Origin of the sequence: Mycobacterium sp. Aquia_216 (assembly GCF_026723865.1) — a bacterium.
Lineage (GTDB): Bacteria > Actinomycetota > Actinomycetes > Mycobacteriales > Mycobacteriaceae > Mycobacterium.
On the sequence record NZ_CP113529.1, the window covers coordinates 2,583,771 to 2,596,186 of the forward strand.

The 12,416-nt window shown below is 67.3% G+C and carries 13 protein-coding genes; 10 read left to right on the forward strand and 3 right to left on the reverse strand.

From position 1 onward, the window contains the following. Positions 1-19: 19 nt before the first annotated feature. The 7 genes from OK015_RS12175 to OK015_RS12205 all read left to right on the forward strand — a co-directional run bounded on the left by OK015_RS12175 (position 20) and on the right by OK015_RS12205 (position 7,192). Positions 20-643: a PaaI family thioesterase gene (locus tag OK015_RS12175; protein ID WP_268132660.1), complete on the forward strand. Its 624-nt coding sequence runs from the start codon at positions 20-22 to the stop codon at positions 641-643. 108 nt (positions 644-751) lie between these two features. Next, positions 752-2,860: a threonine--tRNA ligase gene (gene thrS, locus OK015_RS12180; RefSeq protein ID WP_268132662.1), complete on the forward strand. Its 2,109-nt coding sequence runs from the start codon at positions 752-754 to the stop codon at positions 2,858-2,860. Further along, on the forward strand, positions 2,853-3,425 hold the full coding sequence (locus OK015_RS12185) for an HIT family protein (RefSeq protein ID WP_268131722.1): 573 nt from the start codon (positions 2,853-2,855) through the stop codon (positions 3,423-3,425). Before thrS ends, OK015_RS12185 begins: the two co-directional genes overlap by 8 nt. Continuing rightward, a complete protein-coding gene (gene pgsA, locus OK015_RS12190) occupies positions 3,422-4,087 on the forward strand; it encodes a phosphatidylinositol phosphate synthase (RefSeq protein WP_268131724.1) in 666 nt (221 codons plus the stop codon). Before OK015_RS12185 ends, pgsA begins: the two co-directional genes overlap by 4 nt. Next, positions 4,084-5,034: a phosphatidylinositol mannoside acyltransferase gene (locus OK015_RS12195; protein WP_268131726.1), complete on the forward strand. Its 951-nt coding sequence runs from the start codon at positions 4,084-4,086 to the stop codon at positions 5,032-5,034. Before pgsA ends, OK015_RS12195 begins: the two co-directional genes overlap by 4 nt. Continuing rightward, positions 5,034-6,158, forward strand: coding sequence for a glycosyltransferase family 4 protein (locus tag OK015_RS12200; RefSeq protein WP_268131728.1), 1,125 nt, complete (start codon positions 5,034-5,036; stop codon positions 6,156-6,158). The genes OK015_RS12195 and OK015_RS12200 overlap by 1 nt, the downstream gene beginning before the upstream one ends. Beyond that, entirely contained in the window at positions 6,158-7,192 is a 1,035-nt protein-coding gene (locus OK015_RS12205; protein WP_268131730.1) for an NUDIX hydrolase, read from the forward strand. The genes OK015_RS12200 and OK015_RS12205 overlap by 1 nt, the downstream gene beginning before the upstream one ends. A 1-nt stretch (position 7,193) precedes the next feature. Here OK015_RS12205 and OK015_RS12210 read toward each other — a convergent pair whose 3' ends face one another. Both OK015_RS12210 and OK015_RS12220 read right to left on the reverse strand, forming a co-directional pair. After that, a complete protein-coding gene (locus OK015_RS12210) occupies positions 7,194-8,396 on the reverse strand; it encodes a PE family protein (protein WP_326498533.1) in 1,203 nt (400 codons plus the stop codon). 15 nt (positions 8,397-8,411) lie between these two features. Then, entirely contained in the window at positions 8,412-9,488 is a 1,077-nt protein-coding gene (locus OK015_RS12220; protein ID WP_268131731.1) for a PPE family protein, read from the reverse strand. Positions 9,489-9,698: 210 nt separating this feature from the next. Here OK015_RS12220 and pdxS point away from each other — a divergent pair, with 210 nt between their 5' ends. From pdxS to pdxT, 3 genes are read left to right on the forward strand one after another with little or no spacing between them, the layout of a single operon-like run. Continuing rightward, a complete protein-coding gene (gene pdxS, locus OK015_RS12225; RefSeq protein WP_268131733.1) occupies positions 9,699-10,631 on the forward strand; it encodes a pyridoxal 5'-phosphate synthase lyase subunit PdxS in 933 nt (310 codons plus the stop codon). 39 nt (positions 10,632-10,670) lie between these two features. Continuing rightward, entirely contained in the window at positions 10,671-11,507 is an 837-nt protein-coding gene (gene tesB, locus OK015_RS12230; RefSeq protein ID WP_268131735.1) for an acyl-CoA thioesterase II, read from the forward strand. Further along, entirely contained in the window at positions 11,504-12,100 is a 597-nt protein-coding gene (gene pdxT / locus OK015_RS12235; RefSeq protein ID WP_268131738.1) for a pyridoxal 5'-phosphate synthase glutaminase subunit PdxT, read from the forward strand. The genes tesB and pdxT overlap by 4 nt, the downstream gene beginning before the upstream one ends. Here pdxT and OK015_RS12240 read toward each other — a convergent pair. Beyond that, positions 12,097-12,378, reverse strand: coding sequence for a hypothetical protein (locus OK015_RS12240; RefSeq protein WP_268133186.1), 282 nt, complete (start codon positions 12,376-12,378; stop codon positions 12,097-12,099). The two genes, pdxT and OK015_RS12240, sit on opposite strands and share 4 nt — an antisense overlap. Positions 12,379-12,416: the final 38 nt, after the last annotated feature.

The window sequence follows — 12,416 nt, forward strand, 5'->3', positions numbered from 1 at the left end:
GACCACCCAATACGGTGTTCTGGTGGGCGAGCATCAGCAACACCCCGGCGGGGGATTCAACCCACCCGAACCGACGGCTAAGGGCGGGCCCGACTACGGCCGGTTCATCGACGCGGTACGCAAGCTGCAGGACCACGCGCGCGCCGTCGACGCGCCCGACGAGGTCATCACCGAGGCCGCGGACACGCTGGAGAAGCTGTCCGCGCTGCTGAGCCCGTACGACGCCGACGAATGGGCGTCGCCGTCGGGCCGCCGGATGGACCTGCCGGTGCGCGGCAACATCCTCACGGTCCCGATCGGGTCGCGCAAGACCGAGGACGGCCGCATCGAGGGCTGGGCGCGCTTCGCGAGATTTCACCTCGGGCGCAACGGCGCCGTGCATGGCGGGTCGCTGGGCATGCTGTTCGACACCGTGCTCGGCCTGACCGCGTCGGTGCTCACCGGCAGCCCCCGCCAGCGCACCGCGTACCTGAAAATCAACTACCGCAATATCGTGCCGATCGAAAAAGAGCTGCAGTTCGACGCCGGCATCGACCGGGCGGAGGGCCGCAAAATCTTTGTGTCGGGCCGGTTGACCGACGGCGACACGCTGCTGACCGAAGCCGATGCGTTGTTCGTGAAACTCAAGCCCGGCCAACCCTGACGGCAGTAATGCCTTGGGCTCTTTGAGGACCGCCCCGATAGCATGGCAACGACCAATCAGGATCAATCGCCGATTGCCGCCTCACCTTTACCCCTGGAGACCACACCGATGAGCGTCCCCGCCCACCCCGCCGCCGGAGCCGACGGCGGCGACCCGCAGCACCCGGCTGCGCCGGGCTTGCGATCGCCGCAAGCCCCGATCCGGGTTCCTGCCGGGACTACCGCGGCCGCCGCGGTGGGCGAGGCGGGCCTGCCGAGGCGGGGTTCGCCCGACGCGATCGTGGTGGTCCGCGACGCCGACGGCAAGCTGCGCGATCTCGGCTGGGTGCCCGAGGCCGACACCGAGGTGATCCCGGTCGCCGCCAACACCGACGAGGGTCGCAGCGTCATCCGGCATTCGACGGCGCACGTGCTGGCCCAGGCCGTCCAAGACATATTCCCGCAGGCCAAATTGGGCATCGGGCCGCCGATCACCGACGGGTTCTACTACGACTTCGACGTGGCGGAGCCGTTCACGCCCGAGGACTTGACCAAGCTGGAAAAGCGGATGCGCCAGATCATCAAGGACGGGCAGCCGTTCGACCGGCGGGTCTATGCGTCGAAAGACGAAGCGCGCCGGGAATTGGCCAACGAGCCCTACAAGCTCGAACTCGTCGACGACAAGTCCGGCGACCCCGACGTCATGGAAGTCGGCGGCGACGAGCTCACCGCATATGACAACCTCAATCCTCGTACTAGAGAACGTGTTTGGGGTGACCTGTGCCGCGGGCCGCACATCCCGACCACCAAGCACATCCCGGCGTTCAAACTGACTCGGAGTTCGGCCGCCTACTGGCGCGGCGACCAGAGTAACGCCAGCCTGCAACGGATCTACGGCACCGCCTGGGAGTCGCAGGAGGCGCTCGACAAGCATCTCGAGTTGATCGAGGAGGCCCAGCGCCGCGACCATCGCAAGCTGGGCGTGGAGCTGGACCTGTTCAGCTTCCCCGACGAAATCGGTTCCGGCCTGGCGGTTTTCCACCCCAAGGGCGGCGTGGTGCGCAGGGAGCTGGAGGAGTACTCGCGGCGCAAGCACATCGAGGCCGGATACGAGTTCGTCAATACCCCGCACATCACCAAGGAGCAGCTGTACATCACGTCGGGTCACCTCGAGTGGTACGCCGACGGCATGTACCCGCCGATGCATCTCGACGCGGAGTTCAACGCGGACGGGACGGTGCGCAAACCGGGGCAGAACTATTACCTCAAGCCGATGAATTGCCCGATGCACCACCTGATCTATCGGTCCCGCGGTCGCTCGTACCGCGAGCTTCCGTTGCGGCTCTTCGAGTTTGGCAGCGTCTACCGCTACGAAAAGTCGGGTGTGGTGCACGGGCTGACCCGGGTGCGCGGCATGACTCAGGACGACGCCCACATCTACTGCACGCGAGACCAGATGCGCGACGAGTTGACCTCGCTGTTGCGCTTCGTGCTCGATCTGCTGGCCGACTACGGGCTCAACGACTTCTATCTGGAGCTGTCCACCAAGGACCCGGAAAAGTACTCCGGCTCCGACGAAATGTGGGACGAGGCCACCGAAGTCCTGCGGGAAGTCGCCGAGGCATCCCGATTGCATTTCGTGCCCGATCCAGGTGGCGCCGCGTTCTACGGCCCCAAGATCTCGGTGCAGGTCAAGGATGCGTTGGGCCGTAGCTGGCAGATGTCGACGATCCAGCTCGACTTCAACATGCCGGACCGATTCGAGCTGGAATACACCGCCGCCGACGGCACCCGGCAGCGGCCGGTGCTGATCCACCGTGCGCTGTTCGGGTCGATCGAGCGGTTCTTCGGCATTCTGACCGAGCACTATGCCGGGGCTTTCCCGGCGTGGCTGGCGCCCGTTCAGGTGGTCGGAATTCCGGTCGCCGACGATCACGCGGCTTACCTGGAAGACGTTGCCGCGCAACTGAGGTCGCGGGGCGTCCGGGTGGAAGTGGACACCAGCGACGACCGGATGGCAAAGAAGATCGTGAACCACACCCAGCAGCGCGTCCCGTTCATGTTGCTGGCCGGTGACCGCGACGTCGAGGCCGGGGCGGTCAGCTTCCGGTTCGGCGACCGCACTCAGATCAACGGCGTGCCCGTCGAGGCCGCGGTCGATACCATCGTGAAGTGGATCGCGGACCGCGAGAATGCTGCTCCCACAGTAGAACTGGTGAAGGTAGCCGGCGGTGAGTGAGCAGGACGGCGGCGATCGCGGTGACGACGCCATTCTCGACAGAGGCGTCGGTGAGCGAGACCACCTGCAGCGGCTGTGGACGCCGTACCGGATGACCTATCTGGCCGAAGCGCCAACGAAACGCGACAACGGCAAGACCGATCAGCCGTTCACCGACATTCCGCAACTGCCCGACGAGGACGGTCTGGTGGTCGCTCGCGGTGAGCTCGTCTACGCCGTGCTCAACCTCTACCCGTACAACCCCGGACACTTGATGGTGGTGCCGTATCGGCGGCTTTCGGAAATCGAGGACCTGACCGACGCGGAAAGCGCGGAGCTAATGGCCTTCATCCAGAAGGCGATTCGCGTGATCAAGAACGTATCGCGGCCGCACGGCTTCAACGTCGGCCTCAATTTGGGAACATCGGCGGGCGGGTCGCTGGCCGAACACCTGCATGTGCATGTGGTGCCGCGCTGGGGCGGTGACGCGAACTTCATCACGATCGTCGGCGGTGCGAAGGTGATCCCGCAGTTGCTGCGCGACACTCGTCAGCTGCTGGCCACCGAGTGGGCGAAACAGTCGTGAGCAAGGCGCCCTTCCTGTCCCGGGCCGCGTTCGCCCGGCTCACCACTCCCACGGCCAGGGCGGCGCTGCGACTCGGTCTCACCCCGGACGCGGTCACCGTCCTGGGCACCGTTGCGTCGGTGGCGGGGGCGCTGACGCTCTTCCCGATCGGCAAGCTGTTCGCCGGTGCGTGTGTGGTCTGGTTCTTCGCGGTGTTCGACATGCTCGACGGGGCGATGGCCCGGGAACGGGGCGGTGGTACCCGCTTCGGTGCGGTGCTGGACGCATCGTGCGACCGCATCAGCGACGGTGCGGTGTTCGGCGGGCTGCTGTGGTGGATTGTCTTTGGCCTGCATGACAAACCGCTGGCGGCAGCGACGTTGATCTGCCTGGTCACCTCCCAGGTGATCTCCTATATCAAGGCCCGGGCCGAAGCCAGCGGGCTGCGCGGCGACGGCGGCATCATCGAACGGCCCGAGCGGCTGATCATCGTGCTGGGTGGCGCCGGTGTGTCGGACTTTCCGTTCGTCGCCTGGCCGCCGGCGCTGCCGGTGGCGATGTGGGTGCTGGCGGCGGCCAGCGTGGTCACCTGCGTGCAGCGGTTGCACAGGGTGCGGACCTCGCCCGGCGCGGCGGAACCGCTGCCGCCCCATCCGGGAAGCCGCGAAGCGGGCACGCCGTGATCTCCACTCCAGCCGGCCTGAAGGCTCTCACGGCACCACGCGACCTGTTGACCAGGACCGCCAGCGACTGGGCGTACGCCGCCGGCTGGATGGCGGTGCGAACGGTGCCGGAGTTCGCCGCGCGCAACGTATTCGACGCCGGAGCCCGCTACGCGGCCCGCAATGGCGGCCCCGACCAGCTGCGCAAGAACTTGGCCCGAGTCGTCGGTGTATCGCCGGCGCAGGTGCCGGACACGCTGATGCGAGCCTCGCTGGCGTCCTATGGCCGCTACTGGCGCGAGGCTTTTCGGCTGCCGACGATGGACCACCGGGTGCTGGCGCGTCAGATCGACGAGACGTTCCGGGGGGCCGACAACATCGACGCGGCCTTGGCCGCCGGCCGGGGAGTTGTGCTCGCGCTTCCGCACAGCGGCAACTGGGACATGGCCGGGGTGTGGCTGGCGCAGACCCGGGGCACCTTCACCACCGTCGCGGAACGACTCAAACCCGAGTCGCTGTACCGGCGTTTCATCGAGTACCGGGAAAGCCTCGGCTTCGAGGTGCTGCCGCTGTCCGGCGGCGACCGGCCACCCTTCGAGGTGTTGTGCGAACGGCTGCGGGCCAACCGGGTGGTGTGCCTGATGGCCGAACGCGATCTCACCCGCACCGGTGTCGAAGTCGATTTCTTCGGTGAACCCACCCGGATGCCGGCCGGGCCGGCGAAGCTCGCGATCGAAACCGGGGCGGCGCTGTGCGCGGCGCATTGCTGGAACGAGCCAGACGGCTGGCCCGTCTCTATATCCCTCCCGCTGGATTGTTCCAGCGGCGACGTCAAGACCGTCACCCAGTTGCTGGCCGATCATTTCACCCAGAACATCGCCGCCCACCCCGAAGATTGGCACATGTTGCAGCCGCAGTGGCTGGCCGACCTCTCCGATGACAGACGCGCCTGGCTGAAGGAAGCCTGATGCGAATCGGGATGGTCTGTCCGTACTCGTTCGACGTGCCGGGCGGGGTGCAGTCGCATGTCCTGCAGCTGGCCGAGGTGTTGCGCGCCCGGGGCCATGAGGTCAGCGTGCTGGCACCGGCGTCGCCCGACGTCTCGCTGCCCGAGTACGTCGTCTCCGCCGGCAAGGCCTTTCCGATTCCCTACAACGGTTCGGTGGCGCGGCTGCAATTCAGCCCCGCGGTACACGGCCGGGTCCGGCGTTGGCTCGCGGACGGCGATTTCGACGTGCTGCACTTGCACGAACCGAACGCCCCCAGCCTGTCGATGTGGGCCTTGCGGATCGCCGAGGGCCCGATCGTGGCCACCTTTCACACCTCGACCACCAAATCGCTGACGCTGTCGGTCTTTCAGGGCTTGTTGCGGCCGTGGCACGAGAAGATCGTCGGGCGCATCGCGGTCTCCGACGTGGCCCGGCGCTGGCAGATGGAGGCGCTGGGGACCGACGCGGTCGAGATTCCCAACGGGGTCGACGTCGATGCGCTGTCCTCGGCACCGCCGCTGGACGGGTACCCGCGGCCGGGCAAGACGGTGCTGTTCTTGGGCCGCTACGACGAACCCCGTAAGGGGATGGCGGTGCTACTCGAGGCGCTGCCGCGGGTAGTGGAACGCTTCGGCGATCTGCAGGTGCTGATCGTCGGGCCCGGTGACGAGGACGAATTGCGTACGCAGGCAGGCGAAATGGCGCGCTACCTCCGTTTTCTCGGCCTGGTCGACGACGCCGGGAAGGCGTCCGCGATGCGCAGTGCCGACGTCTACTGCGCGCCCAACATCGGCGGCGAGAGTTTCGGCATCGTCCTGGTGGAGGCGATGGCCGTCGGCACGCCGGTGCTGGCCAGCGACCTGGATGCCTTCCGCCGCGTGCTGCGCGACGGTGCGGTCGGGCGTCTGGTGCCGGTCGGCGATGCCGCCGGGCTGGCCGACGGGCTTGTCGAGATGCTGGAAGACGACGCGCTGCGCGCGCGTTACGTGGCCGCCGGTTCCGAAGAGGTCACCCGCTACGACTGGTCGGTGGTGGCCAGCCAGATCATGCGGGTGTACGAGACGGTCGCCGGGTCGGGAATCAAGGTTCAGGTGGCCAGCTGATGACCTGGCTGCTCGCGGTCATCGTCGCGGCGCTCATCGTGCTGGCGCTGATCGGCGTCTGGGCCATCCAGACGGCCAACCGGCTGGACCGGCTGAACGTCCGTTACGACCTGTCCTGGCAGGCCCTCGACGGTGCGCTGGCACGGCGTGCGGTAGTGGCGCGCGCCGTCGCGATCGACGCGTACGGCGGCGCCGCGGAGGGCCGGCGGCTCTCCGCGCTCGCCGGTGCCGCCGAGCGGGCGCCCCGTCACGCGCGGGAGAACGCCGAGAACGAGCTGTCGGCGGCGCTGGCGAGGGTCGACCCGGCGGCGCTGCCGGCCGGCCTCATCGCCGAGTTGGCCGACGCCGAAGCACGGGTGCTGCTGGCCCGCCGGTTCCACAACGACGCGGTTCGCGACACCCTCGCGCTGGCCGAGCGGCGTCCGGTGCGTGCCCTTCGGCTCGGCGGAACAGCCGTGCCGCCAAGCTATTTCGAGATCGTCGAGGGCCCGCACGCGCTGGCGTACACGGGCCACCGGGTGCCCAAACACCGCACCTCGGCGCGGGTGGTGTTGCTTGACGAGACCGGCGCGGTCCTGTTGCTGTGCGGCTCGGATCCAGCGATCGGCGACGCGTCGGCACCCCGGTGGTGGTTCACGGTGGGCGGCGAGGTACGTCCGGGCGAGCGCTTGGCCGCGGCGGCCGCGCGAGAGTTGGCCGAAGAGACCGGTTTACAGGTCGCGTCGGCCGACATGGTCGGACCGATCTGGCGGCGCGACGAGGTCTTCGAATTCAACGGCGCGCTGATCGACAGCGAGGAGTTCTTCTTCGTGCGCCGCGCGCAACGCTTCGAGCCGACCTGCACGGGCCGCACCGAACTGGAACGCCGCTACATCCACACCCACCGCTGGTGCGACGCCGACGACATCGCCGAATTGGTCGCCGCGGGTCAGACCGTATACCCGCGTCAGCTTTCCGAACTGCTTGCCGATGCGATCGCGGTGGCCGACAACGATGCACCGGGTCGGCTGCCCCAGCTGCAGTCCATTCGGTGAGCTAGAACCCGCTCGCCACGCCGTTGGAGACCAGCGGTGGCAAACTTGCGACCAGCGGGTTCGCAATCCCGGCCGTGGCGCCCTGGCTCACGTAGCCGGCAACGCTGAGCGGGTTGAAGGCCGGCAGCAGTCCGGGCGCATAGCCCATGTCGACGATCGGCTTGAGGAACGGCTGGAGCAGGTCGGCCAGTGGGTTGCCAAGGATGGGCAGGAACATCCGCAGGGGATCCAGCAGCGGCAACTGCGCGGTGGGCATGAAGTAGATGCTCAGGTTGCCCATCTGCGTTTGGATGGCAGAAGCAACTTGCGCGGCGGAGAGATAGGGAACCGTGGAGTGCAGATCGAGGAAGCCGAAAAGGGCGTTGAGGTCCGACGGAAGCCACAACGGGTGCAGCGGGAAGTCGGCGATGGCGTCGTATTGCAGCGTGAAGATCGAGGTCGCGTATTGCGTCAGTAACGGAGTTGCGAAGCGGAACGTACCGAAGCCCGGGATGAAGTGCGTCAGGATGCCGCCCATCGGATTATTCGGATTGGCCAGCAACACGAAGTTCAGCAGGTCCGAACTCGGCCGCAGGGCGGCCGGCAGGGCTTGCAGGTAGCGCATTTCCAGGCTGGCGATCGTGGCGCTCTGCGAATACCCCACGACGACAACACGATTGCCGACGGTGGTCTGCGTCAGGATCGCGTTGTTCAGCGTTGCCAGACCTTGGTAGACCGACCTGCCGAAGGTCAGGTCGTTGATGCCGGTGACCGGCCAAAACTGTTCCGGCGTGTGCAGACTCACCAGCGTGTAGCCGGGATAAGTCTGGGCGAGATACGCCTGTTCGATGGACGTCATGTAGTTGAGGTCCGGTGTCGGGTTCCCGGTGCCGCCCATGATCAGCGCGATCTTGTTGCCCGATGCCGACTGCATGGCGGTCGCGTTGGACAGCTCGGTTTCGGCGTAGGCGTTCTGCGCGGTGATCAGGGTTTGCACGAACTGGTTGTGGAACAGTTCCGCCTGCTCGCTCAGGGCCTGATACTGCGCGGCCTGGGCACCCAGGAACGCGGCCGTGCGCACCGAGACCGAATCCGTGGCCGGTGGCAGCACTCCGGTCGTCGGGGCCGCCGCGGCCGCGTTCGTCGCTTCGAGTGCCGCACCGATCCCCTGCAGTTCGCTGGCGGCCGTCGCCATGGCGTCAGGGTCGGTGATCACGTACGGCATCGGGTGCGCCCCTGGCTAGTCCGGCACCCGGCGCGGTGCCCCACCCGCGCGCTGCGCGGCGACCGCTGGCGTGGCCGCGCTCATCAATCGCCCGGGCATGTTCATCGGGGGCGAGTGCGACGTGGCGGGCGGGCTGGTCGACAGTGGGCTCACCGCGGCACCGGACACCGCGCCGACCGCTGGAGTCGGGGCTGCCGCCGGCACGGAGCCGGCCCAATTCGCCGGCACGGACAACGCGCCGAGGGAACCGGCCCGGCCCATTCCCGCGGTGACCACGCTGCCGGTGAGCTGCGCCGCGGCCGGACCGCCCGCAGCCGGACTGACCGCCGACGCCAGGAAGGGATCCATTACCGGGACGCCGGCGGCACCGCTCAGCAACGGATTCGCGCCGGACATGAGCTGGCCCATCGCCATTTGCATCGGTTCCATCGCGAACTGCGCGGGCGTCGAGAGCATCTGCAGCTGCGTCATCGGGTTCATCAGCTGCTGGGTCAGCGAATTGAACAGCGAGTCCAACAGCTGCTGAAGGAAGGAGGTGTAGGTCGGGGTGGGCAGGCCGGTCAGGGTCAGCGGCGGGTCGCTGAACGGCGTCCATCCGGCCTGGGCCGCCGTGGTGCTGGCGTCATAGCCCGTCATGGCCGCCACATCCTGGGCCCACATCTCGGTGTACTCGGCCTCGGTCGCCGCGATCGCACAGGTGTTTTGACCCAAGATGTTCGTCGCGATCAGCGTCGCGAGCAGGGCACGGTTGGCCGCCACAGCTTCGGGGGGCACCGTGGCGGTGAACGCCGTTTCGAACGCACCCGCCGATAACCGAGCCTGGACGGCCACCGACTCTGCTTTTGCCGACGTCGCGGACAGCCACTGCACATACGGGCCGGCCGCCGACGCCATCGTCATCGACGCCGGACCCTGCCACGCTCCGCCGGTCAGCGTCGAAACCGTCGACTGGAACGAACTTGCCGACGACGCCAACTGAATGGCCAGCGCGTCCCAGCCCGCCGCCGCTGCCCGGATCGTCCCCGAGCGCGGTCCGGCGTACATCCGCGCGGAATTGATCTCTGGCGGCAACAGTACGAAATCCGGCAACATCCGGGACCTCTTCTCGGCCAACCGCCACGGCAGGTGTGACCAGGGACGCCACCCAATGGTTCGCACCAGCAGCGACAGCCTGCGCAAACAGCTGACGCAATATGTAGCACAATGTGGCCGTCGCCGCACCCGCCTGTTGCACAGACGTCGAACGTCCTTCGGAAACGGCGGGAAAACTCGGTTGTCACCCACCACTAGAGTGGAGGCGCGATGGTTCGAGGAGAGAAGGGGCTAGTGGACATCGGCGCACAGTCGAGCCAGGCAGTGACCGGAACGGCGCGCGTCAAGCGCGGCATGGCCGAGATGCTCAAAGGCGGCGTCATCATGGACGTCGTCACCCCGGAGCAGGCCCGAATCGCGGAGGGGGCCGGCGCCGTCGCGGTGATGGCGCTGGAGCGAGTACCCGCCGATATCCGTGCCCAGGGCGGCGTCTCGCGGATGAGCGACCCCGACATGATCGAGGGCATCATCTCGGCGGTCACGATCCCGGTGATGGCCAAGGCGCGCATCGGGCATTTCGTCGAGGCGCAGATCCTGCAGAGCCTCGGCGTGGACTACGTCGACGAATCCGAAGTGCTGACGCCCGCCGACTACACCCACCACATCGACAAGTGGAAGTTCACCGTGCCGTTCGTGTGCGGGGCGACCAATCTCGGCGAGGCGCTGCGGCGCATCAACGAGGGCGCGGCGATGATCCGGTCCAAGGGCGAGGCCGGCACGGGTGACGTGTCCAACGCGACCACCCACATGCGCGCCATCGGCGGCGAGATCCGTCGCCTGACGTCATTGGCGCAAGACGAATTATTCGTTGCGGCAAAGGAATTGCAAGCACCCTACGAGCTCGTTGTCGAGGTGGCCCGGGCCGGCAAGCTGCCGGTCACGCTGTTCACCGCCGGCGGCATCGCTACTCCCGCCGACGCCGCGATGATGATGCAACTCGGCGCCGAGGGAGTGTTCGTCGGTTCCGGGATTTTCAAGTCGGGCGATCCCGCGCAGCGCGCCGCCGCGATCGTCAAGGCCACCACGTTCTTCGACGATCCGGACGTGCTGGCCAAGGTCTCTCGTGGCCTGGGCGAGGCGATGGTGGGCATCAACGTCGAGCAGCTCGCGCAGCCCCATCGCCTGGCCGACCGCGGCTGGTAACGGCGATGAGCGCTCGCGCGAAGAGCAGACGGCGATAGCGTGTCGATCGAAAAGATCCTCGATCTCGAGCAACTCGAGGTCAACATCTACCGGGGGAGCATCTTCAGCCCGGCAGCGGGATTTCTGCAACGCACCTTCGGCGGACACGTGGCCGGTCAGTCGCTCGTGTCGGCCGTGCGGACGGTGGACGCGCGATACCAGGTGCACTCGTTGCACGGCTACTTCCTGCGGCCCGGGGACCCCAGAGAGCCAACGGTTTTCATCGTCGAGCGCACCCGCGACGGCGGCTCGTTCGCCACCAGGCGGGTCAACGCCATTCAGCATGGGGAAATCATCTTCAGCATGGGGGCGTCCTTCCAGACCGATCAGGAAGGCATCCACCACCAGGACCCGATGCCGGCCGCGCCGCCACCCGACGGTCTGCCGGGGTTGGACTCGATCAAGGTTTTCGACGATGCCGGGTTCAAGCAGTTCGAGGAGTGGGACGTCTGCATCGTCCCGCGGGAACGCCTGGAGTTGTTGCCCGGCAAGGCATCTCAGCAGCAAGTATGGTTTCGTCATCGCGATCCGCTGCCGGACGACCCGGTGCTGCACATCTGCGCGCTGGCCTACATGAGCGACCTCACGCTGCTGGGCTCCGCGCAGGTCACGCACCTCGACGTGCGTGAGCATCTGCAGGTCGCCTCGCTGGATCACGCGATGTGGTTCATGCGGGCGTTCCGGGCCGACGAGTGGCTGCTCTACGACCAGTCCTCGCCGTCGGCCAGCGGCGGCCGCTCGCTGTGCCAAGGAAAGATCTTCACCCAGTCCGGCGAGATGGTCGCGGCGGTCATGCAGGAGGGGCTGACCCGCTTCAAGCGCGGATACCAGCCGTGAGCCGCCCGAGAGTCGGCGTGTTGGCGCTGCAAGGCGACACTCGCGAGCATCTGGCAGCGCTGCGCGAGGCTGGAGCCGAGTCGCTGCCGGTGCGTCGCCGCAGCGAGATCGAGGCGATCGACGGGCTGGTCATTCCGGGCGGGGAATCCACCACGATGAGCCACTTGCTGCTCGACCTCGACCTGCTCGAACCGTTGCGGGCGCGGCTGGCCGACGGGCTTCCGGCCTACGGCGCGTGCGCCGGCATGATCATGCTGGCCAGCGAAATCCTTGACGCCGGCGTCAACGGACGGCAGGCGCTGCCGTTATGCGCGATCGATATAACCGTGCGGCGCAACGCTTTTGGACGTCAGGTCGATTCGTTCGAAGGAGATGTCGAGTTCACGGGTCTAAACGGCCCGGTGCGGGCGGTGTTCATCCGGGCACCGTGGGTCGAGCGAGTCGGTGACGGCGTGCAGGTGCTGGCCCGGGCCGCGGGACACGCAGTCGCGGTCCGGCAGGGGGCCGTGCTGGCGACCGCATTTCATCCCGAGATGACGGGGGACCGGCGCATCCACCAGCTGTTCGTCGACATCGTCAGGGGCCGGAACTAGCGCGTGCTCTCATCCGGGGTGTTGCGCTGGGACTGGTGCAAGCCCGGTGCGTCCGGGTCGTCGTGCTGGTGCTCCAACTGTTCTTGCACCTGACGCTGTTCCTCGGTCGACTTCGTCGCGTCCTCGGGTTCTTTCGGCTGATTCACGTTCTCCAGGTTCTCCCAAACCTCGCGCTTCGAAACCCAGTGCACATCCAGCCACATCAGCACCAGCGGCGCGGGGTGATGATGAGTGCGAAAAGCGATAGCGCATGCGATATCGCTTCGGCGGCCGGACATAGCCCGGGTTTCCTGTGCCGGCTGGGGGTTCTGCGCCG